Here is a 23,270-nt window from a genome sequence, read left to right on the forward strand (position 1 = left end):
GGCTAATGGCTTTTGGCTAATGGAAACCTTTGGCAAGGAAAAGAGTCGTTCCGTGACGCTCGCGTCTTTGCCAATCGCCCTTAAAAAAGATAACCTATATCAAATATAAACCTATGCGCTTGATCCGTTTGCCCCTTGTGGTGTTCGGCATTTTGCGTGTACTGCCATCCGTAAGAGAGTGAAGCGTTCCATCCGTTTAGCGGACGATAAGAGAATGTTCCTCCGATTTCTGTCGTCCGAGCAACAACCCCCGTAGGAAACGAGAGTGCTTCGTAATCCTCACCGTAAAACCGATCGGCAACTGTTCCTTCTCCGTGTCGCGTCAACACCGTCCCGATTTCTGCCTTCGTGGAAACAGTGAACTGATAGGACGCTGAAAATCGAAACACATCCGAATCCGTGCCAATCGGGTGTCCGATGACATAACCGAAGTGCGTGAACTGGTTATCAGGCACAAGATGCGTGTATGCCCATCGATTGACGCGCGCATATTCGCTATGAATGCCGAAATGCCGTTTTAACTGTCGCGGATACCACGTCCCCCCTAAAAGCCACGCGACCGCATGCGGATCGTTTGAAGTTCGTACGTACTGAATATCGTCAATAAGCCATTCACCGTAGAGCCGTACACCGTCAATCGGACGGATCGCAGCATCAAAGGCGAACATGAGATTATCATCGGCTTTGGCATGATATTGTAGCGCGTAATAAAAGGTAACCGGATTCGCGTATTCCCACTCCACCGTCTGCGCATCACCACCGTAAAGCACCCACTCAGCGACACCGATTTCCACGCGGTCGTTGAGTTGATAGTCGAGTCGATGTCCGCTCATATAGCGTTTCGCCAGATACCGTTTTTCACCATCGTCGTACCACGTTGAATTCAGTTGCGTGGTGAAGGCTGTTGCTTTAAACTTTTTTCCGAGTCTACCTGTGAGCCGAATCTGGTCAAACGGAGGTGAGTTATCCGAGATACCAACCGTTTTGAAGGGACTAGCACCCCAGAAAAGCCAATCTCTACCCACGAGCAGGTCGAGGTGTGCGCTGTTTATTTGTAGGTAACTTCTTTTGAAATCTATGATATACCCGCGTGCACGGTGCCACGGATCGAAACGTTGTTCAGCGGTTTTTGCGTCAAGCGAACGACTTTCAAAGTTCTGTCCCTCAAATTCAGAATAAAGCACTAAGCGTGGCGCAGCCCTTCTGTCAACTTTGCCGATTGTATATTGAAACGCGCTTTCAATTGCGGGTGCTATTTTTTTTTCTGTTGCTCGCAATTGGGAGAGCGCGTTTATCGCCAGTCCATAGTCACCTGCAATTTCGGATCGAAATTCCCGTTTCAGTTTTTCAAGGAGTTTCCTATCAATTGCCGATACGACAACCTCACCTGCTTGAATCCTTGATTCCGCCTGCGCTATAATCTCTGTTATTTCTGCCCGTGAGAGCAGTGCTGTTTGCCGGTGAAACCCACCTGTTATCCCGTTAGTTTCTAATTTCGCAAGTGCTTCGGTAATCCATCCGTCGAAGTTGAGTGGAACATCGGGAGCACCATAAGCACAGTTTACAATGAACAGGAACGCAAGGCAAATGGCTGTTGGCTGTTGGCAAATAGCGATTGGTTTCCATAAGCCATAGACCATAAGCCATAGACCATAAGCCATAGACCATAGACTACTGACCACCATCCACTGCCTCCAATTTTTCAACATAGGCATCAATGCGGCGGAACTGCCATGTCCAGCGTGTGTTATACAGGAACTGCCGGAGGTCGAAGCGGTTGTCGTCCGGCGAATAAGATTCGGCGTGATAGGACGGGGTCAACGTTGTCATTTTGTGTCGATTGATAGAATAGTATCTGAAGAACCGTTTTACTTTTTCAGCGACTTCACGCGGCGGCAAGTGGTCCCACTCCTGCACTAATTTCTCAAACATGCTAACGGGACCGCACTGCTCCATTTTTCGGAGCTGCCCGAAGCGACTCAATTCCGCGTAAGTCATTCCCATATCGTCTTCATCTGTCTGCGTGTAGGTTTCAGTTATCGGTTCGAGTTCCGCTGTCGGGGGTGCCTCTATAATTTCAGCAAGTGCGGAATAACCGAGCGCATCTTTTGCCCAATTCAGGAATCGACGCAAATCGTGTTTGCTAATACCACCGATCGGGTTGATGTCACCGCTACTGCAATCGTATTTTGTCAGGTAACCGCGCAGTGCCTCGTCGACGTTCCCAGTCCCTAAAACAAGAAGTGTCCCTTGACGGTTTCGCGTCCACGGCATCATCTGTGCAAAGAGATAACTAATCACCATCCGCAATCTCGCCTGTATGTTTTGGAGGGCTTGGTTTTCTGTATATGTTCCGCCCTCGACCTTGAATCGGGGTGTCTTCTGCGTGATACGGGTAAAAAGCGATTGTAGGGCGTTAACAAGACCATCCATGTTGATATTCAGATGGGACGCGCCTATCTGTTCAGCGAGTTGCTTCGCACGCTTCTGCGTTTCACGGGAACTGTTCTTGGTCCCAATATAACACGTATACAACAAGCGATTCGCAAGCACACACGGATCCGTAAAAACATCCGGCGTTTCATCCTTCTCCAACCATCGTTCAACGTCCTTGATGACCGTTTCATCATTTTCACGGATCGCTTTAGCGACGAGTTGACACATCGAACCGACAAGCGTCGCAACCGCTCCGCTGTCCGCACCACCAGAAAGCGGAATGAAGTACCCCGCTGCCTCCGATCTACGCAGATAATCCCAAAGCCAACACGCTGGACCGAGAGCTATCTCTTCTTCTGGTTTGTGGTAACGCGGAACGATTGCAAAAGAAGATTGGACATCCATCCTTCCATCCTTCCATCCTTCCATTCCCACGTCAAAATCAATATCAATCTGCGGCAGTGCCACCGTTTTGCTCGCTTGGACAGCACGACTCGCCTTCGTCCCCCGATAGGCGCGAACATCGTCAAGGTTCACCGTTGCCGTGATGACCTCTACATCTTTGAGTGAGAATTGAGAGCCTTGCGCCAAGATTTCGCCATTTTGGGCAATCAGTGCGCATCCGTCAAAATAGAGTCGGCCCCCGTCGCACCCCTGTTGGTTTGCATAGAGGTAGACTCCGCCGTTTTTCTCACTGGCATTTCGGATCAGCGCGATGCGAGTGTCCAATTTCCGCAATTCATGGTGAGAGCCTGACCCATTTGCGATAATCTCCACCCCGGCATTGCCGAAATGGATATGCGGACTCATCGGCACAAACAGCTCCTCACACGTCTCAGATGCCAAGAGTGTATCACCCGTGGCAATCGCTGCGATACCGATGGGTACTTTCTGTTGTCCCGTAAGTTCGCGAATCTCGCGCGGTAGCGTGTAGCGTTCGGTTGTCCAACCGTGTTCCCATGCCGCAAACCACCGATGCTCCCGATAGTTACCATCGCTTGCCAAGAACATTTTTGGACGAATCAACAGCAACTTGCCATCTAACACAAAGACCCGACAGTTATACCTGACATTTTTGTGCATGACCGGCATACCGATGTCGCAGAGAATGCCGTCTGTGTGTTTCCCTTTAAGGATATGTGCCAGCGATTCCCAACTGTGTTGGAGCGTGTCTAACTCCAGGAAATGGTCTTCACAAGAATATCCCGTAATCTCCAGTTCCGGTCCCAAGCGATACCGCGCCCCGCGCGCTTTCGCTATCTCGATGGATTCAATGATACGCGCAGTATTCCCCTCAAAGTCGAGGCTCCACTGGTTCAGGTTACACGTTGCAAGGACTGCTTTCATCTTTTTAATTATTCGTTGCGGTTCGGACTTTCACGCGTCCCCAGACCGTTGTTAACAGATGGGGTTGTGGTGAGACCGGTAAAGAGAACACTGGATCGAACCAATCCGCACTATAATTCCCACCTCTGTCCGTGAGTTGTTCCGATCTACCCCCGGCTAAAGCGACTTTGAAGAGTTGATCTTTTTCACCGGTTTCCCTCTGGTAAACAAGCGCATTACCCCGCGGTGCCAAAGCCGGACTCGATACATCCCCCTCCACTTTAATCTTACGCGGTTCTCCGTTCCGTTTGCGGTTCACAATATAGAGGCTCGTTGCATGCCCTCCAGGAGCCCGCGCCGGATCATTCGCGTCTATACCTGAAAAAACGAGTCTCGTACCATCGGGTGTCCAGACAGGGTCCAGCAGCAACACGAACCCTTCTGGTGTGATTTCCTCTTTTGCCTTGGTTCGTACATTAACAATCTCAATTCTCGGGTCGGCTATCTGTATGCCCCCAAATCTGTCATTTATCGGTCGGAGCACCTCGGCGGACATAAAGGCGATTTCAGAACCATCGGGTGACCAATCAGGAAGCATACCGATTGCTATTCTTTTTTCATTCCGTCCGTCAATTGAGGCGGTGTAGATAGCGACCTCACCCCCATCGACCCGATAGTAAGCGATCCGTTCGCCATCGGGTGACCAGGCCGGATGCCGCCGCTCCATTCTTTTGCGAAAAATAGGTTTAACGCTGTCGCCATCGGCATCCATCACATAGAGGTCTGAAACCTTCCCAGCGCGATCGGAGGCAAACAGAATCTGTCTACCCGTCGGCGACCAGGCCGGTGAGTAATCGTTCCCGCGATGATGGGTTAAATTTGTCTGTCCACTGCCATCGGGATTCATAATGTAAATTTCAGAATTGCCATCCCGGTTTGATACAAACACAATCTTCTCTGTGGCAGGCATTTGTGCCGAAACTGGTATAATAGGCGCGAGAACGAACAGACCAAGCCCACAAACAAGAAAAAAACGGATAAATTTCATTGTAAATTCCTCCTAAACGCTGTGCGTCTGAGAATGCGTTGGGTTTCACTCGTTTTTTGGTGATTCAAGTTTCCCTATCTGTCACACCAATTATCTGCTGTACGGTGTTTTCAGGAAGTTTCCACTCAACCCAATCTACGTACTGACTGCTGACTGCTGATGGCTGACAGCCACTTATGTTTTCTGCGGTTTCTTACGTGCCGCCGGAAATAGGATATTGTTCAAAATTAACCGATACCCCGGCGAGTGTTTGTGCAAATCGAGGTTCGTCGGGATTTTTCCTTCACCCACAAGGTGACGATAATCCTCTGGGTCGTGTCCACCGAGAAACGTCCAAGTGCCTTTCCCTAATTTACCGTGAATATATTTTGCGTAGTTTGTGCCTTCCACCTCTCCGAGAATCGTGACAGAGCCGCGAATCCTATCCATGTTAAACGATGTTGTCTGTCCGAGGTAGCCCGGCACAACGCTCACATGATTTTGTGTGAGCATTGTTGGAATCGGATCGTGCTTTGCTGCGAACTCAAAAAGCTTAAAGTCCTCAACACCGCTCTGTGCATCCCTATCAGGTTTCGGGTTGTCTATATCCGAGAATTCGTATCGGTACGGATTCGTATAGAGTTTAAAATTCTCAAACGCCAAGGTCCGCTGAAAATCAAGGTGCGCCTCCGCATCTGTCTCAATCGGTGTTCCGTCTAATTCAGGTGCAACGATGTCGATGGCTCCGCCGCGTGTTGCCAATGCGATATCCAAGGTTTCAGGGGCAGAACACATTGCAAAGATGAACCCACCGTTGACAATATAGTCCGATATCATCTGTGCCGTCTGTCCCTTGTGCTGTGGGACGCGTCGGAATCCCGCCTCCGTAGCGGCTTGCTCAAACATCAACATCCGTTGTTGATACCAGACCTGCGTCGAAAACGAGGCGTGGAACTTGCCGTGCTGCCCCGTGAAGTCCTCGTGGTGCAGATGTAGCCAATCATAGTCATCTGTCTCTAAAACACCGCTCTGCACCTCTTTATCCCAGATGACATCGTAGGGAATCTGTGCGTAGTCCAGTGCAATTTTAACAGCATCGTCCCATGGATCCCGATAAGGCGATGCCTCTGAGGGTGCGTATACCGCAATCTTCGGAGCCTTTTCCAATAGAATCTCGTCCATATTGCTGCCTTGAAGGACAGATTCCTTGATGCTGCGATACGCGGCATTGTCCATCCGTTCAAAGCTGACTCCCATGAGCGCAGCACGCATTTGGACATCCGGGGAGTCCGGCAGCACAAATGCGCCGCCACGATAGTTCAACCACCAGTAGCAACGGTACTCCCGTGGGACCTCCAATGCCCAGTATGTCAAGCCGTAAGCCTTCAGATGGTTCGTCTGTGCCCCGATGTCCATCGGTATCAGCAGCCATTGCGCGGCGGCGATGTTTGTACCGATAAGGAACAATAGGAGTATCAGGAGTATAGCATGGTGGATCTTAGAATTATTTATACACCTGATATTGGTAAAGTTTTTCCGGATGCCCCAACTTGTTGGGGAGAGCACACTTTTCCCGAACAAGTTCGGGCATCCAGATGTTCGCTTATTTCTATAATTCACTATAATTTTACGCTTTACCATAGTCCGAAACGTATTCATCAGTTTTTCCCTGGTGTGTTTATTTGTAAATTACCTGCGGCAGCTGCCGGTTCACGTCCAAATACGACGTGTCCATTGTGTATCAGTGCCGTCTCGGTAGTTTCTGGGTGGGTCGTATCAATTTTCCAAAGTTGCCCGTTGTTTTCGTAGATAATCCACCGTCCATCCGGTGGCACCCAGGCTGGATGCGAGCCGCCCCTTCGAGTCAACTGCTTTTCTGTCGGGACACCTTCACTTGAATAGGTGACGAGCCAAACCTGTTGGTAATCGCCGACCTTTCGTGTGAACGCCAGTTGATTCGGATTCGCGGGCGACCATGTCGGTTCTATATCGTCTGTGTCTGGCGATATTACAATCGGCTCGACGCTCTGTGCGATTTGATCGAAGGCGTAGATGTTTCGTCTCTGTTGCCCATCCACAGGAATCGCTGCCTCCGGATTTTCGATGCTCCCTGCAGTAACATAAGTTAGCATCGTGCCGTCGCTATTCCAGGCAGGTGTGAAACTTTGCAGTGCTGTTGACGGCACAGTGAGCTCGGAGCCACTCGGAATATGCAGTATAACGACGCGACTTCGATCTCCGAACTCCGGACGTGTATAAGCAACGTATTGTGCATCGGGCGAGATCGCGACATCGTCCGCCATTTTTCGTCTATCGAAAAGCAGACCACCATCCGGCATTTCACGGTTCCGAATAATAACGTTCCCGTCCCTATCCTGATAAATGAGTGTCCCATCATTTGCAACAGTTGGATTGTCTCCAATACCTAATGGTGTACTGTTCCCATCAGGCGAGATCCCCCAAATCATGCCGTCGTAAGCGAAATAGATAAACAAAAGATTGGAAGACTGGATGGTTGGAAGATTGAGACCTGCCTCCCTTTTTCCATCCTTCCCTCCGTCTTCCTTTTCAATCAGGATGCCCGCTTTGGGGGTAAAACGTCCTGTATCACCCAGTTCCCACCCGGCCCCGTTTGCTTTCCAGACAAAACTGATCCCTTTTGTCCAGTAGTTCCATTCTTCGTTTAAACGTCCACCACGGGTGACACGAAAGATGTCTTCGGGTTCTCCATAACGTTTCCTAATTTCCCAGCGTCCACCGTCCTCAATTTCCGCCATATTTCCGTCTGCATCGATGTAAATTGCGAGAACTGCAATGTCAATATGTGCTGTTGTTTCTCCAGGGAATACATGAACTGCTGTAGGTTCACCGCGGACGGGATGACGTGTGCCGTATATGCCAACGCCATCGGCGATACCGGTTTTCTGGTCGTTGTTTGCGTCCACGACTGCCATGACGTAATAGCTGCCCGGTAGCACATTGACTTGGTAACTGCCATCGCTTGAAACAGTAATCGGCATCGCAATCGGTGTACTGAAGTCAGGGGCGTAAGAGAGCGTCAGTATTCCCTGCTGGACAGTGTGTCCGTCCCATACGATACGTCCGGCGATGCCGCCTTGTTCAATATGTGCTTCAATACTGGGTGGCGTGGCATGAAGCCGTCCATCGTCATCGTAGCGTGCACTTATCACGAGTTCAATTTCTTGGGTTTCGCCTTCTACTAAGGTGAGTGCAGTTGGGGGCTGTGCCGTGATGTCTATTGTACCGTAGCCGCCTAAACCGTCCCCTTTACTATATCTACCATTCTTATCCGCATCCAGATTAGCGATAACATAGTATTCATCCGGTGGGAGTGCTAAACGGAACGCACCCCCAGGCGCCGTTTCGCCACTGGCAACCGGAGCGACTAAGGCGGGGTCTGAATACACTTCAAGCCGTGCGGTTACATCCCCGGGCACCGGAGACACGATGCCTGTGAGCGTGCTGGTCGCTGCTTTTTGCGTCTTCTCACGAGTTTGATAGGTGGCAGTGATTGCGATTTCTATATTTTCAGTGAATTTGTTCACAGAAACCAAAACGGGCTGTGGGAAATTCCCACGTTTCCGCATATCCTCAACACCGTAGAAGCCAAAGTCGTCCCCTGTATCCAGTTTATTCGTCCTGTTGTTATCCACAATCGCCATCAGGTAGTATTTGCCCGGCGGTAGATTGAGCGTCCAGCTGCCAGCGTCTGTCACTCTGGCGATACCCGCACGATATTTCCACGATAAATCTGTATACGCAAGAATGAGTGCTTGTGAACCGGCTCGGAGCGATTTCGGATTTTCTGGTGCTTGGCGGACAAAACGCAGTGTCCCACTACACCCCGATGTCGCTTTGCGCAACTCCGTCTGGAATTGCTGGAGTTGGCTCGGTTCGTATTCGGATAGTGGAACGACCGTTGGTTTATTATCAATGTAGGTCGCTCGTGCGGTTATCGGGATCTCTAAACCCCGAATCTTTTCTCCGTCTTGGACTTCAATCTCCTGTTTGTTTTGATTCTCATTGCCCCAGTCGGTAATTCCGAACATACCCAAGCCATCACCTGTATCAAAGCTCCCAGATTTATCAACATCTACATAAGCAACGAGATAATAGCGTCCGGGTTCCACACGGAGTGTGAATTGTCCATCGCCGAGTTGCGGGATTCCACTAATATAAACCTGTTGGAGTGCTTCGTCCCGATAAACAGACACACTTGTATGCGACAAGTCTTGCCCTTTCCAGACGACTCTCCCTGCCAAGGTCGCCGTCATCCGTTTCGCCGTAGCGTCCTCCTGCGCTTGGCAGAAAGCCTCACCGGCAAATCCGATACTGATAACAAGTAGCAAAAGCGTCAAGCGTTTCATTTCCGTTCCTTCATGCTGTTGTTTTGTTGTATTTGATCCTTAACAATATTAACACGTACCACGAATAATTTGCAAATAGAGATTCTCAGGGCAGATTCATTCAATTGTCCACTTGTCTGAATGCATGTCGCATGAATCAGGATTTATAGGATTGAGGGACTGGTAGGATTGCTGTATAAATATGATGTTAACTTAACGGTATATTTTTTAGCAACACACGTTAAAAATGTTACACTAAATGTTACACCCGTGTAACATGTGATGTGTTGCCTATGACGTTAGAGAACCCAGTCCCCGTAAGGGTTCGTTGACGTTTAATTTCCGATTTTTTCTTGTGTGAAAAAAAACGAATTTGGCGAAAAGTGTAACATTTTGCAGGAGTGGGTTAATGGTGTTATTGACACATTCAGTCTTGAGAGATTCACGGCGTAGGTCCTCCTTTGAAGATAGAGATAATATATTATACTATATTTACTAACGGATGGCAAGTTAAAATGTGCTATAAACTCGGAGATAGGAATTGGCAGTAGTTTTAGTCTTTCTTTAATTTTAAACTTTACTATAAATTTGACTTTCATCATTAATATATAGTATAATATTTTTCACATATCTACGCGCGTAGATATGTAATATGTTTTCCATTCTTGGAAAAATTTGCCCACAACACACGCTAATAGGAGACCTTAAGTATGAAAATGAAAGGTTATTCCATCTGTGCTGTTCTGCTGATGTTTTGTATGTCCCTGCCAGCAGTCGCACAGGATGCGCAAGCAGACAATCTACTCGGATGGTGGCTATTTGACAGTGAAAAGGACGAGATCGGTAACTGGAGCGATATAGACCTCCACGGTGCCGAACTCAAAGACGGGCAGCTAATTGTTGAGACAGGAAAATGGGCACACGCACTTGAATACAGCGGCCCCGATATCGAAGAGAAGACTTTGATGACATGGGTCGCATTAGACAGTCTCGCCGCAACCAAAGGTTCGGCACTCACGTTAGATAAAGCCTCTGAAGACCAATTCAACGCCATCGTCTACGCCGAACGCCAACCGAATCAGTGGATGTCAGGCAGCAGTTGGTTCCACCGCACAGAGGACTTTCCAGACGCACACAACGAAAAGAACGAAGGCGAAATGGTCTACTTAGCCTTCACTTATGAAGATAAGGGTGGGACTTACAAGATAACGGGTTACCGTAACGGTGAGAGCCTCGGTAGCTATGAAAAGGGTGAGATCAAAACCTGGCCCACAGATGATGCAGAAATTATCTGGGGTAAACGGCATACAAATGGGCTCGGCGGTCCCGGCGATCTCAACGCACATATTGAGGAATCCCGTATTTACTCCGTTGCATTGACCGAAAATGAAGTTAACGAAATGGAAATCGGAACGCTTTCTGTTGATCCACAAGGCAAGCTCACAACGCGCTGGGCAAAACTTAAAGCGAAGTAGTTTTTGAAGCGTAGGGCAAGGTCCCCGGACCTTCGCCCTACTTTCGTATGGCGTATGTTACCGACAAACTTAGACTGACTCACCAAAACCCAGGGGGTGTTATGAAACGTCGAATAACCCTCTTTCTGATATATATTGGTATTGGTCTCGTTTCTGTTGCTGCCGCCGAGCAGCAAACGTGGACATTCGACGACAATGCCGCAGATTGGACCCCTGCAAACGGTACGTGGGAAGTAGAAGACGGGGTCTATAAACAGACAACGCGCTATGGTGAGGCGCAAAAAACGTTAGCAAATGGGGCAGAATGGACAGACCACACCGTAAAAGCAAAAGTCCGTATTGAGGCAGGACACTGGGCAGGGATCGTCTTTCGCGCACAAAATGAATTTGAATACTACGTCTATCTCATCTGTCCGAAGGAGAATAAATCTGAGTTGTGGAGACACCGCCGCAGCACCGCTTTTAAAGACGGATTTGAAGGACGCGACGAGATTGAACACGATATCGCACCTATCGGACTGACACTCACCCGAAACGAATGGTTTATGCTCAGTGCAACCCTTGAAGGCAGCCGAATCGCACTCGCTATTAATGGCATAGAGCAAGCCGTATTTTTTGATGACACGTATCCGCGCGGTAGAGTCGGGGTCTGGACATGGGATACGCAAGCCAGTTTTGATGATGTCAGTGTCAACGGTGTGACAACAACGTCTCTCACGGCGGTCGAACCTAACGGAAAACTCGCAACATCGTGGGCGACACTAAAGCGAATCGCGGACCGCAAACCGCAAACCGCGAATAGCAGATAGCAAACAGCGAATCGCGAACAACGAATCGCGAACAACGAATACAGGAGGATTTTAATGGCAAATGTAGGAAGTGCTGCACCGGATTTTACACTCCAGGGTGCGGTTAACCAAGAAGATGTTGAAGTTTCATTGAGCGACTATGCGGGTAAAAATTTAGTCGTGCTTTTCTACCCACTCGCTTTTTCCCCAGTCTGTGCTGAACAGGTGCCGGATTTCAACGAAAAATTGGATGCGATTCAGGCGAAAGGTGCTGAGGTCGTCGCTATCAATCGGGATTCAACCTTCGCGCATAAGGCGTGGAGCGAAGTACTCGGTGGTGTCGATTTTCCACTGCTTGCTGATATGAACCTTGAGGTATCCAAAGAGTTCGGTATGGCACTTGAAGAGGTTGGTATTACCACGCGCGGTGTGTTTATCGTTGATAAATCAGGAAACATTGCCTTCAAACACGTTGAGGCTGCGCCGCCGGAGAATACCTTGACTGCCGAACAGGTTTTGGGCGAGTTAGACAAACTGCAATAGACACGCCAGTATCGCAGGCGAGGTCTTTATCGCGTATAAGCGAAAAAGCGGGTATTTGGTAAAACTTGCAAGCATTTGCTGCACATCATGCTAACACCCGCTTTTTGATTTTACATTGAAAATGGGAATCCCGGTGTGTTATTATACTTATTAAGGAAACTTCTTAACCAATAACTTATACCAATTCTAATTGATAATTCCTCTTAAAAGGTTGGCTATTTTTCAGCACTGCTCGGTGCGGTTAGAAACCGCACCTACTGGGTGTGACGTGAGTGGGTTCGGTTAATGCGAGATAAACTTTTAGAAATGGTATTATAACCAATAACAAATGCGGGTGTAGCTCAGCGGTAGAGCGTCAGCTTCCCAAGCTGAGGGTCGCGGGTTCAATTCCCGTCACCCGCTTGACTATCCTTTGTAGTAGATTTTAGAATTAATTTCACACTTCGTATCGGTGCGGTTAGGAAACCGCACCTATCAGGGGATGTTTGAGAATGTAAAAGTATTTACGGGATCTACTATAAAATTGTGTAGAACTGAGGAAAATCATGTCACAAAACCGACGACTGACGAAAGAAGAAATCCAAGAAGATAAATTTATTGAAGGCGTACTGGAAGTCTATGCCTTCCTGCGGCGCAATCTGCGGACGATTGTTATTATAGTAGGTGTCATCGTTGTTGCCGTCGCAGGTTATGCAGCATACCATCAGAACCAAGAGAATCGCCGCGCCGAAGCAACCGTTGCTCTCCGTCAGGCTACCGAAGTCTATCAAACAGCAGAAGAGAGCCTTTTCGATACCGAGAAATTGGCTGAAAGTGAAGAATCACTTAAGACGGCACAGACGCAACTTCAAGAGATTTATGAGGCATATCCGAATTCAACTTTTAGTGACAAAGCGCGCTACCAATCCGCAAAGACGCTCTATTATCAACAAAACTACCCAGAAGCCCGGGCGCAATTCCAACAAATCATTGACCAGCACCAACCCGAAAATCAAATCTATAGTCTATATGCCCAAAAAGCGATAGGCAACACCTACGAACAAGAAGGTAATTACGAAGCCGCCATCGCTGCGTATCAAGCGAAGGCGTTCCCGCCGACACCGCAACTCTCACCGGAAATTCGGCAGTTCGTCCTCGCCAGTGCCAAATTTAACCAAGCCCTCGCTTATGAGAGGTCTGGTGATCCAGACGCTGCAGGTGCGGCATATAAAGAAATTATAGATGAATTCCGAACCACACTTGAGGCAGGAATTACCCAGAAAAGCCGTGAGCTCATCGAGGAAGCGAAAGTTGTTATCGCAGCGATTGGCGAACCGTTAGATATATCGGGGGCACAAACCCTCGAAAACGAAAAACAGTACTATGATGCTTACGTTGCGTATACGGACGCAATTCGGACCTATAAAGTGAACAAAGATATCACAGGTGGACTCACCTCTGAACTCCGAAAGCAGATTGGCAGCTTTGAAAAAGAGGCAATGGAAGTAATAAGTAACGTTCAAAACGCCCGTCGCGCCGATGAAGAAGGCAGAGAAAGTTCGGCATTGTATAGTTACGATCTCGTTGTTGAATTTGAAAAACTCGGATTAAGCCGTCGGCTCTATGAAAACGCACTTCTTCATCACAAACGGCTTGGATCTGCCCAATAATTTTTATTTTCTAAGGAGCAGTAATGACACATAAATATAGCCTCATACCTTTTTTTGCCGCTAAGACCATTAAGTTCACACTTTTGAGCCTGTGCTGCTTATGCCTCATCACTCTCACTTCGCCACTCAATGCCGAACCTACTGGACAATTGGCTTATGCAGTCAACGGGTTCGACGAGAACTTAGGACGCTTCGATTGGAATCTCTACGCTACTGCTCTCAGAGGCACTAAAGATTTCACAGCCATCCCTTTGAACCACAAAGGCATGTACCCGTCTTGGGGACCCAACGGTGATTTACTCTATTTCATCCAGCGCGATAAAGGACACTCTGATGTCTACTCCATTAATCCTGACAATCCAAAGAATAAGAAACTCGTTACCCCCATTTCTGGCACATACCGCTTTCTTTCTGCATCTCCCAACGGCAGACAACTCGCTTTCAATGGTTATACCGTAGACCAGCTGCCTCAAGAAAACCAGATTTGGGTTCTCGACATCGAAAGTGGGGAAATGGAAGTGATGACACAGGTGCCACACCTCGGATGGCCCTATTCATTCTGGGGAATCTCTTGGTCCCCTAACGGAAAGCGGCTCGCTTTTTCACTCTCCAGACCGGGGTGGTTGGAGCATCTCTACCTTTTAGATGTCGAAACCAAAGAGATAGAAGTTTTGACTGAACTCAATAAAGATTTTTATCCCGTCTGGGCACCTGGCGGCGATCGCATCCTTTTCCTCAGATGGAATAGAGAGTTCGATACCTTTTGCACAATTGACATTGAAACCAAAGAGATTGTACCGTTGTTTGATGTCGATAAAGCCACAGGCTATTGGGGCGACTGGTCGCCTGAAGGGGACTACATAGCCTATTCTCGGTGGGGATCGGTTTATCTTTATGACTTCGCTACCGATGAAACACAAGAAATTGTCGAGGTTGATGGCAGTATCTTCGTTATTTCGTGGTTACGGGATATAAGAATATTACCTGTCGAAGCGCAGCAAAAATTGGTCACTACGTGGAGTGCCATTAAACGCGAAACAACTCAGTAATAATATTTTTGTAGCATAAACTGTTAGTTTGTGCGGTTTTCTTCCATTTCAGACGACTCTGTAGCATAAACTGTTAGTTTGTGCGGCTTTCTTCTTGAATCTGGATGCAACAGTAGTTCCATTTCCAATTAAGTGCCAACCAAAGAGGATACACCGGTGTTACCCAGTGTTGAAAAGGCTTTAGAATACGATAAAATCCGAGAACTCCTGAAGAAATACACTGCTTCTCGACTTGGGATAGCGCGTGTTGACGCGCTCAAGCCGTCCTACGACGTTGACAAAATTCGGTATCTACAGACGTTGTGCAGTGAAGTTAAATTCTTTCATGAACTCTACGGTGGGATCCCTTTGGGAGGCTTAACGGATGTTCGGGCATCCCTGAACCACGCTGCGAAAGTCGGGGCAATTTTAGATACTGAAGAACTTCTGAATGTCCGAAAGGTCGCCCAGATTCCTACAGACATCCATAAGGCGTTTAAAAAACGCGACCGAGACGAATTTCCCAATTTATTTTCTATCGTCGATGCGCTGCCAGAGTTTTCGGAGTTAGTTGAGGCGATTACCTATTGCATTAACCCTGACGGTATCATACTCGATCGCGCAAGTCCTGAATTGCGTGCGGTTCGCCGTAAGCTATCGCGCCTCCGTGAAAATGTCCATCAAAAACTCGAAACCACGCTCCGCTCACCTGAGCATCAAAAAGCGATTCAAGAACCCGTCATCACCTCTCGAAATAACCGATACGTTATTCCAATAAAACAAGAGGCACGGGCATCTTTCAGGGGGGTCGTCCAAGGGCAATCCACAAGCGGCGCAACCTTTTTTATCGAACCGCTGGATATTGTCCAGATGAATAACGAACTCCACGAAGCCGCTGAAGCAGAACATCGCGAAATTCGGCGTATCCTCCTTGACCTCACAGATCGTGTGCGCGACAACCTACACGAATTGGAATTATCTCTCGATCTCTTAGCAGAACTCGACTTTTTAAACGCAAAGGCGCGGTTCAGCCTTGCATTGAATGCCGTTGAGCCGAAAATCAATACGCGAGGTTACATCAAATTAATTGAGGCACGGCACCCACTACTCGAATTTCATCTCCAGAGTGTTAAAGCGTCTGATTCTGATGAGAATGAAGACCTTCCAGACCGCGTCGTGCCGACGAATGTCCATATTGGGGACACCTTTAACACATTGATTATTACCGGTCCGAATACGGGTGGTAAAACCGTTGTCCTCAAAACTGTCGGTTTATTGACGCTTATGGCGCAATCCGGTTTACATATCCCCGCAGCACACGGGAGCAAAATCGCCATCTTTGACATGGTTTTCGCTGACATCGGCGACGATCAAGGGATAGAACAGAGTCTTAGCACTTTCTCCTCACATATCACGAAAATCGCTGAGATGCTGAAAAAGATTGATCACGCCGAACACTCGCTTGTGTTGTTAGATGAAATCGGGGCTGGCACAGACCCAAGTGAAGGGACTGCCCTCGGCATGGCACTTCTCGATTGGCTCGGAAACAGACGGGTTAATACCATTGTGACGACGCACTACGGTGCACTCAAGGCTTACGCACACACGCAAGCGCGCATGGAAAACGCCTCAATGGAGTTTGATTGGAAGACCCTCCGTCCTTCATATCGACTGCAGGTTGGTGTGCCGGGGAGTAGCAACGCTATAAAAATCGCAGAACGCCTCGGAATTCCATCTGAAATCCTTGATGAAGCGGAGGTTCATTTAGGGAGCAATACCGTTGCGGTTGAAGATTTACTCGTTCGTTTACAGGAAACGCAGAATGAGATGGACGGAGAGCGAAGCCGCTTGCAGCGTGACCTTCGCGATGCTGAATCGGCGCGTCAAAAACACAACGAACTCCTTCAGCACCTCAAATCAAAACGCCATACATTGAAACAGGAAGCCGAAGATGAAGCGCGCAGTATCATTGCTGGGGCGCGACGAACTGTTGAGAACCTTGTTACTAATATTCGTAAAGAACAAGCCTCTAAAGTGAGTATCCAAAACGCTTTCTCAAAAATAGAAACCACCAAAAAATCGCTACAACCCAAACAGCCCAAGAAACAACAACCCAAACAATCGAAAATTAAAGTCTCTGTCGGCGATAAGGTCAGGGTCAAAAAACTCGGCAAGTTCGGTGAGGTTACGGCTATAAAACCCCGCGGGAAAATGCCTTTACAGATTTTGGTGGGGAATATGCAAATGCAAGCCGCATACCACGATATCGACTCCGTGCGCCCCAAGCAAGAGGTGTCCCGATTGTCAACTTCTGTGCTTGACATCCAATACAGCAAAGCCAACTCAATCAGCGATGAGTTGAATATTCACGGAATGCTTGTAAAGGAAGCTTTGGATATTACCGATAAGTATCTTGATGATGCGTATCTTGCCGGTCTCCCGACAGTGCGAATCCTGCACGGCAAGGGGACAGGCGCATTGCGGAACGCTGTGCATGCGGAATTGCGTGGGAATCCACATGTCGCGAAATACCAATTCGCACCCTACGATCAAGGCGGTGAAGGTGTAACCGTTGTCACGTTTAAGGAGTGACGTAAACACACCTAACTTGGTAGGCGATGTTTCTAACTTCGCCTAACTTATAACTTATAACTTATAACCATATTAGGACAGATTCATTGTGAACGCTGCTCGATCAAGAAACCATATACCCAGGGAAACGATTGATGAAATTCGGAGGCGTACGAACATCGTTGAAGTCGTCTCCGAGTGCGGCGTTGCCCTGCGTCCTGCGGGTCGTGATTTCAAGGGACTGTGTCCATTCCATGACGAGAAAACACCCTCTTTCACCGTCTCAGCGGAAAAACAGATGTTCTATTGTTTCGGTTGTCAAACAGGCGGCAATGTTATCTCTTTTATCCAAAAGCATGAGGGTAAATCCTTTAGAGAGACAGCAGAATGGTTGGCAGATCGCTTGAATATTACGCTCCCAACCCAAGATGTCCGTGAAATTGCGATTCGAAAACGGCTCACATCTTTGGAGGATCTCAACCGTTTTGCGGTGGAATATTACCACCGACAACTGTTTACTGACAGGATCGGTACATCAGCCATGCGGTATCTGAAACATCGTGGGGTCCAACCGAAGACCCTTCGGCTGTTTCAATTGGGGTACGCACAGCCGGGACGGCGGAATCTCGTGAAGGCTGCCACGGACGAAGGATTTACAACCCAACAGTTGATTGATGCCGGATTAATCAAGGACGAGGATCGGGGTCCGCAAGACCGGTTTTGGAATCGGATCTTGTTCCCGATTTGTAATGAACGCGGTGCGCCTGTCGCCTTTGGGGGGCGTGCGCTTTCTGAAGAACATCAACCCAAATATCTGAATTCGCCTGCGACTGTTCTATATGATAAGAGCAATCTCCTTTACAACCTCGATAAAGCCCGTCAATCCATTTACAAGCAGCAGCGAGTCCTCCTCGTCGAAGGTTATATGGATGTTTTAATGCTTTATCAGTCCGGGATTGAGAATGTGGTAGCGTCCTCTGGAACCTCTCTGAGTGAAAATCACGCCGGTTTATTGAAGCGGTTTGCCCCTGAAGTCGTTATCGTCTATGACGGAGATGCCTCGGGTTTCCGAGCAGCGCAGCGTGGGTTGCACCGTGTGCTCGCAGAGGGATTGCGCGTCCGCGTAGCACTTCTTCCAGCTGGAGAGGATCCCGATTCATTTACACGACAACACGGTGCGTCTGCCTTCACGGAACTTACTGATAGAGCCATAAACCTCATCGAATTTCAGATTCAAGCAGCTATTCAACGACAGGACATCCACCGAGTTGACGTGAAAGCACAGATTGCTAAGGAAATTACGGAGACGCTCCTAAGTCTCAAAAATCGGATGGAGCGCAGTGAATACGTCAAATACGCCGCGCGTGAACTACATATTGATGAACGCGTGCTTTGGCAGGAATTGCGAGACGCAGGACTTCAAGCAGAACAGACACCTCAACGCGTGAGGCAAGCGAAGAACGCACCGCAAAAATTATCCACACGCGCCCAAATCGAAAGTCAATTCATTGAAGCATTAATTCAAAGTCCAGCGTTAATTCCAAGTGTTAAATCGGAATTTCATTACCAGAATTTCACAGAACCGCGTTTCTCTAAAATAGCGCAATTGCTCTGGGAGGCGTGTAAGGACAATGAAAACGTTGACATCCAAACACTCATCAATGCGTGCCCTGATGAGGAAGTGAGAGGATTCGTCTCGAATGCGCTGCTCCGTAGAACGCCGCCTCCGAATTTATTGCGAGCGCGGGTTGACGGCTGCCTCAATAAACTCAAGAATTTCCTCTTACAAGATCTCGAACAGCGTATCCGCTCCCATGCACTCGCTGAGGGCACAGATGAGGTGGAAACCCTCAAGGAATTAGTGAAACTTTCAAACCAGAGACGCGCCTTAACCGGACAACCTTAGAAAAGGAGCAAGTTAATCATGGATTTTAAAGACTATTCTACCGTTGATTATCTGGATTCTGAGAGCGGTGATGATCTCGAATATGACGATGAGATGGCAGACTTATCCGCTCTCGCCGGTAATTACACAGATGATTCGGTGAAAGTCTATATGCGTGAGATGGGAAGATTTCAGTTGCTTGATCGGACCCAAGAGGTCGAACTCGCCAAACGGATTGAAGCCGGCCATCGCGCCGCGCTTGAGGCGACCTTCGGAACCGCACTGGCAATTACAGAAATTCGGAAGATGCTCTATAAAGTCGTCACTGCCAAAAAACGGGCATCTGATATTATTGATATGCCCGTTAAGAGCACATCAACCCAGGACAAGGAACGGAAACTTCGGGAACAGGTGAAGAAGGCGTTAGACGTGCTGGAGAAACTGGAGATAGAACGTTTCAATGCTGCCGAAAATGGAAACGCATCCGCGCAGAAATCGAAAACGCGTAACAAATTGATGAAAACGCTCGACAAACTGAAAATTGACCGCGAAGAGATTAGCAAAATCTCTGACCGCGTCAAACAGTCGGAATATCAGATTAGTGTATGGGAGAGCCAAGTACAGTACCTCCAACAATCTCACGATATTCCTCACGAATGGTTCAATGGTGATAGTGACCCGAAACGGAAGTTTGAAACGGCTGCGATGGCGGAAGCCTACATCGAAATTGTCCGCTGTAAACGCAGTATCCGACAGCAGATGAATGAAATTGGCGTCTCGCGCGAGCACCTCAAATCTCTCACCCAGCAAATTGATGAAGGCGAGTCTGAGGCGCAAGCTGCAAAGATGGCAATTGTTGAAGCCAATCTCCGTCTCGTCGTCAGTATCGCAAAGAAACACAGGCACCGTTCATCAGGACTCGAATTTCTCGACTTAATCCAAGAAGGAAACATCGGGTTAATGCGAGCGGTCGATAAATTCGATTACCAGCGCGGCTACAAATTTAGCACATACGCGACATGGTGGATTCGACAGGGTATCACCCGCGCGATTGCTGATCAGGGACGCACGATTCGGATCCCTGTTCACATGCACGAACGCATTAACAAGATACGACGCGTCCAACGCTCCCTACTCCAAGAATTGGGGAGTGAACCGACTGCCGAACAGATCGCACAAGATTTGAAAATTTCGACCAGCAAGGTCACCGAGGCTTTGTCAGTCGCACCAGAAACCTCGTCCTTAGACACACCGATCGGCGAAGAAGACGATAATCCTCTCGGCTCTTTCATCGTAGACACTGACGCACCATCCCCTGTGCAGGAAGCTGAATTGAACATTCTCAAGGAACAGATCCAAGATGTCCTTGACGACTTAAGCGATCGCGAGAGACGCGTGATTTCGCTCCGTTTCGGGATTGATGACGGTTATCCAAGAACGCTTGAAGAGGTCGGGAGTATCTTTAAAGTGACCCGGGAACGGATCCGACAGATTGAGGCAAAGGCACTCCGTAAATTACGGCATCCACGCCGAAGCCGAAAACTCCGTGATTTTGTTAACTAACATGGATATGTAGCGTAAACTTTTAGTTTGCGCACGTGTAGCCTTCATGTAGCAGCAGACAACCCAGAACCTACAATCCATAACCCTTAAAAAATTTGCTTTTAACACCGAAATATCGTATAATTCGTATATCAAATTAAAGCAATTAAAGCGGGCCCATAGCTCAGTGGTCAGAGCCGTCGGCTCATAACCGACTGGTCCTAGGTTCGAGTCCTAGTGGGCCCATATCGCTACGTGGGGCGTTAGCTCAGGGGTACGAGCGCTACCTTCACACGGTAGAAGTCACTGGTTCAAATCCAGTACGCCCCATCGTTGTTAAATCAAGGAGCGGTACATGGAAAGCAGGGATGTCCCGCATTTCGTCCAGGCTGGCATCAAGGCTATTGACTGTGACATTCATAACGAAGTCCCAAATTTACAGGCACTTTTCCCGTATATGTCTGATTTTTGGTGCGACTATTGCAGCACCTCCGGCTTTAGGGGACCCGATGCAAACGATTACCCGCGCGCCGCACCGTTAACGACGCATCCAGACGCACCTTCGCCCTGGGATGTGGATCTTGAACATGTGCGCGAACACCTGCTTGATGGGTGGAACCTCGAATACGGCATCCTCAATTGTGCCTATCGCGTTCAGAGCGTTCATAACCCTGACCTCGCCGCTGCTATCGCACAAGCAGTAAACGATTGGCAGATAGAACATTGGCTCGATCCAGAACCCCGACTCCGTGCCTCTCTGGTAATTCCAAGCCAAATTCCCGACCTCGCTGCGAAAGAAATTGAGCGGGTCGGCGATCACCCCGGATTTGTCCAAACTGTACTCCCTGTTCGTTCACGTGTCCCGTACGGCAACCGCAATTACTATCCGATTTACGAAGCAGCAGTCCGACACAATCTCGCTATCGCCATCCATTACGGCGGTGCTCCTGGGACGCAACCCTCCGCGACGGGGTGGCCATCGACCTATTTGGAAGAATATAGCGGGATGACACAGGTCTTTCAAGCACAGGTGATTAGTCTCGTTGCAGAAGGGACTTTCGACCAGTTTCCCGAATTACGCGTCGTTCTAATTGAAAGCGGGTTTACATGGCTCCCCGCTGTGATGTGGCGGATTGATAAAGAATGGCGGGGGCTCCGAAACAACACACCGTGGCTGAAACGTCCGCCTTCTGAGTATATGCGGAAGCATATTCGGTTTACCTTACAACCTATTGATACGCCACCGATACCCGAGCAGCTCCTCCAAATTATCGGGCAATTGGAGTCTGATGAGATGCTTATGTTTTCAACCGATTATCCGCATTGGCAGTTCAATACACCGAGCGATGCACTACCAGCAGAATTGCCAGGGTCGCTTACCCGCAAAATTTTATATGAAAATGCTCGTGCCTTCTATCAACTGACAACCAATAACCCATAGGAGATAAACGCAATGGAAAACACAACGACCAAACGTTCCAAGTTGCCAGTGATTGATTGCGACATCCACAACTCGATTCCGCCGGGAGGTCTATCCCCTTATCTATCCGAACGATGGCAGGAGTACTATAAGACCTTTGGGCTCCGGGGCCGCATCGGTGGCTATTATCCGCGAGCGCTTCTGAATGCCGCCCGGCGTGACGCATGGCCCCCTTCAGGACTCTCTCCGGGTGCAGATTTGGAATTTATGCAGGAGCAGCTTCTTGACGCATTCGACATCGAGTACGGCGTGCTGAACCCACTCATGCCTGTTGGGGAGCAGTTGAATATTGAATTCGGTGCCGCACTCGCCAGTGCCGTCAACGATTGGCAGGTCGCCGATTGGGTCGAACCTGACCCGCGCCTACGCGCCTCTATTGTTCCCGCCTATGAGAATCCTGATCTTGCTGCTGAGGAAATTCACCGATGTGGTCCCAACCCGGCGTTTGTTCAGATCTTGCTCCTTGCACGGACGAGAGACCCGCTTGGAAACCGAAAATATTGGAAAATGTACGAAGCCGCCTGTGAGTATGATTTACCCATCGGTATCCACTTCGGCGGCAATCAGGGTCAGATTACAGGTGCCGGATGGCCCTCCTATTACATTGAAGACCACGGCGGTATGCCACAAGCCTTCCACACGCAGGTCATCAGTTACGTCATTGAAGGCGTATTTGAGCGTTTCCCGAACCTCAAGATTGTCCTCATTGAAGGCGGATTCGCATGGCTCCCACCTCTTATCTGGCGACTGGATGCAACGTGGGAGAAACTACGGGCGGAAGTACCGGATCTGAAACGGAAACCCTCAGAATACATCCGAGATCATTTCTGGCTGAGTACACAACCGATGGAAGAACCACCCAAACGCGAGTATTTCGAGCAGATGCTTGAGCAGATGGATATGAACGACAAACTGATGTTCGCCACAGATTACCCGCATTGGGACTTTGACGCGCCTGACCGTGCGTTGCCGAGTTTCCTGAAACCCGAACTCCGTCGAAAGATTTTAGCCGACAACGCCCGCGAACTTTACGACTTTGATAAACTGTAGTAGCGATTCGCTCTTAAAATAGGTAGGTGCGGTTTCTAACCGCACCGATTCCCTATAAAATCGCGCCTTATTCAACTAACAACTATTAACTATTAACCATTAA

15 protein-coding genes and 3 tRNA genes are annotated in these 23,270 nt (G+C 48.7%); 13 read left to right on the top strand and 5 right to left on the bottom strand.

Annotated features, from left to right (window positions below; all coding sequences use genetic code 11):
• Window positions 1-80: 80 nt before the first annotated feature.
• The 5 genes from OXN25_17150 to OXN25_17170 form a co-directional block, all read right to left on the bottom strand.
• Window positions 81-1,661: a hypothetical protein gene (locus OXN25_17150; protein ID MDE0426581.1), complete on the bottom strand. Its 1,581-nt coding sequence runs from the start codon at window positions 1,659-1,661 to the stop codon at window positions 81-83.
• Window positions 1,662-1,671: 10 nt separating this feature from the next.
• The gene (gene nadE / locus OXN25_17155; GenBank protein ID MDE0426582.1) at window positions 1,672-3,783 is read right to left on the bottom strand and encodes an NAD(+) synthase; all 2,112 of its coding nucleotides are present in this window, start codon (window positions 3,781-3,783) and stop codon (window positions 1,672-1,674) included.
• Between the two features lie 4 nt (window positions 3,784-3,787).
• Window positions 3,788-4,810, bottom strand: coding sequence for a hypothetical protein (locus OXN25_17160; GenBank protein MDE0426583.1), 1,023 nt, complete (start codon window positions 4,808-4,810; stop codon window positions 3,788-3,790).
• Between the two features lie 174 nt (window positions 4,811-4,984).
• Window positions 4,985-6,448, bottom strand: coding sequence for an asparagine synthetase B (locus tag OXN25_17165; GenBank protein ID MDE0426584.1), 1,464 nt, complete (start codon window positions 6,446-6,448; stop codon window positions 4,985-4,987).
• Window positions 6,448-9,177 (bottom strand): hypothetical protein, encoded by a 2,730-nt coding sequence (locus OXN25_17170; GenBank protein MDE0426585.1) that lies wholly within the window; start codon window positions 9,175-9,177, stop codon window positions 6,448-6,450. Before OXN25_17170 ends, OXN25_17165 begins: the two co-directional genes overlap by 1 nt.
• Window positions 9,178-9,866: 689 nt before the next feature.
• Here OXN25_17170 and OXN25_17175 point away from each other — a divergent pair.
• From OXN25_17175 to OXN25_17235, 13 genes are all read left to right on the top strand, one after another.
• The gene (locus OXN25_17175) at window positions 9,867-10,631 is read left to right on the top strand and encodes a hypothetical protein (GenBank protein MDE0426586.1); all 765 of its coding nucleotides are present in this window, start codon (window positions 9,867-9,869) and stop codon (window positions 10,629-10,631) included.
• Between the two features lie 101 nt (window positions 10,632-10,732).
• The gene (locus OXN25_17180) at window positions 10,733-11,440 is read left to right on the top strand and encodes a DUF1080 domain-containing protein (GenBank protein ID MDE0426587.1); all 708 of its coding nucleotides are present in this window, start codon (window positions 10,733-10,735) and stop codon (window positions 11,438-11,440) included.
• 54 nt (window positions 11,441-11,494) lie between these two features.
• Window positions 11,495-11,962, top strand: coding sequence for a redoxin domain-containing protein (locus OXN25_17185; protein MDE0426588.1), 468 nt, complete (start codon window positions 11,495-11,497; stop codon window positions 11,960-11,962).
• Between the two features lie 330 nt (window positions 11,963-12,292).
• Window positions 12,293-12,364: transfer RNA gene (locus OXN25_17190), tRNA-Gly, on the top strand.
• Between the two features lie 143 nt (window positions 12,365-12,507).
• A complete protein-coding gene (locus OXN25_17195) occupies window positions 12,508-13,611 on the top strand; it encodes a tetratricopeptide repeat protein (protein ID MDE0426589.1) in 1,104 nt (367 codons plus the stop codon).
• 23 nt (window positions 13,612-13,634) lie between these two features.
• A complete protein-coding gene (locus tag OXN25_17200; protein MDE0426590.1) occupies window positions 13,635-14,660 on the top strand; it encodes a hypothetical protein in 1,026 nt (341 codons plus the stop codon).
• 156 nt (window positions 14,661-14,816) lie between these two features.
• Complete coding sequence (locus OXN25_17205; protein ID MDE0426591.1) at window positions 14,817-17,231, top strand: endonuclease MutS2; 2,415 nt, start codon at window positions 14,817-14,819, stop codon at window positions 17,229-17,231.
• 88 nt (window positions 17,232-17,319) lie between these two features.
• Entirely contained in the window at window positions 17,320-19,116 is a 1,797-nt protein-coding gene (gene dnaG / locus OXN25_17210; protein MDE0426592.1) for a DNA primase, read from the top strand.
• A gap of 18 nt (window positions 19,117-19,134) precedes the next feature.
• The gene (gene rpoD, locus OXN25_17215; GenBank protein MDE0426593.1) at window positions 19,135-20,658 is read left to right on the top strand and encodes an RNA polymerase sigma factor RpoD; all 1,524 of its coding nucleotides are present in this window, start codon (window positions 19,135-19,137) and stop codon (window positions 20,656-20,658) included.
• Between the two features lie 152 nt (window positions 20,659-20,810).
• A tRNA-Ile gene (locus OXN25_17220) sits at window positions 20,811-20,883 on the top strand.
• Between the two features lie 11 nt (window positions 20,884-20,894).
• Window positions 20,895-20,967, top strand: a tRNA-Val gene (locus OXN25_17225).
• Window positions 20,968-20,992: 25 nt separating this feature from the next.
• Entirely contained in the window at window positions 20,993-22,078 is a 1,086-nt protein-coding gene (locus OXN25_17230; GenBank protein MDE0426594.1) for an amidohydrolase family protein, read from the top strand.
• Between the two features lie 12 nt (window positions 22,079-22,090).
• The gene (locus OXN25_17235) at window positions 22,091-23,167 is read left to right on the top strand and encodes an amidohydrolase family protein (protein ID MDE0426595.1); all 1,077 of its coding nucleotides are present in this window, start codon (window positions 22,091-22,093) and stop codon (window positions 23,165-23,167) included.
• Window positions 23,168-23,270 lie beyond the last annotated feature (103 nt).

The sequence above is a fragment of the Candidatus Poribacteria bacterium genome, from assembly GCA_028820845.1.
GTDB lineage: Bacteria > Poribacteria > WGA-4E > WGA-4E > WGA-3G > WGA-3G.

Excerpts from the sequence above, each read along its gene's own strand:
- OXN25_17150 (MDE0426581.1), bottom strand. The coding sequence starts at position 1,661 with ATGGCTTATGGTCTATGGCTTATGGTCTATGGCTTATGGAAACCAATC.
- nadE (MDE0426582.1), bottom strand. The coding sequence starts at position 3,783 with ATGAAAGCAGTCCTTGCAACGTGTAACCTGAACCAGTGGAGCCTCGAC.
- OXN25_17160 (MDE0426583.1), bottom strand. The coding sequence starts at position 4,810 with ATGAAATTTATCCGTTTTTTTCTTGTTTGTGGGCTTGGTCTGTTCGTT.
- OXN25_17165 (MDE0426584.1), bottom strand. The coding sequence starts at position 6,448 with ATGAATACGTTTCGGACTATGGTAAAGCGTAAAATTATAGTGAATTAT.
- OXN25_17170 (MDE0426585.1), bottom strand. The coding sequence starts at position 9,177 with ATGAAACGCTTGACGCTTTTGCTACTTGTTATCAGTATCGGATTTGCC.
- OXN25_17175 (MDE0426586.1), top strand. The coding sequence starts at position 9,867 with ATGAAAATGAAAGGTTATTCCATCTGTGCTGTTCTGCTGATGTTTTGT.
- OXN25_17180 (MDE0426587.1), top strand. The coding sequence starts at position 10,733 with ATGAAACGTCGAATAACCCTCTTTCTGATATATATTGGTATTGGTCTC.
- OXN25_17185 (MDE0426588.1), top strand. The coding sequence starts at position 11,495 with ATGGCAAATGTAGGAAGTGCTGCACCGGATTTTACACTCCAGGGTGCG.
- OXN25_17195 (MDE0426589.1), top strand. The coding sequence starts at position 12,508 with ATGTCACAAAACCGACGACTGACGAAAGAAGAAATCCAAGAAGATAAA.
- OXN25_17200 (MDE0426590.1), top strand. The coding sequence starts at position 13,635 with ATGACACATAAATATAGCCTCATACCTTTTTTTGCCGCTAAGACCATT.
- rpoD (MDE0426593.1), top strand. The coding sequence starts at position 19,135 with ATGGATTTTAAAGACTATTCTACCGTTGATTATCTGGATTCTGAGAGC.
- OXN25_17230 (MDE0426594.1), top strand. The coding sequence starts at position 20,993 with ATGGAAAGCAGGGATGTCCCGCATTTCGTCCAGGCTGGCATCAAGGCT.
- OXN25_17235 (MDE0426595.1), top strand. The coding sequence starts at position 22,091 with ATGGAAAACACAACGACCAAACGTTCCAAGTTGCCAGTGATTGATTGC.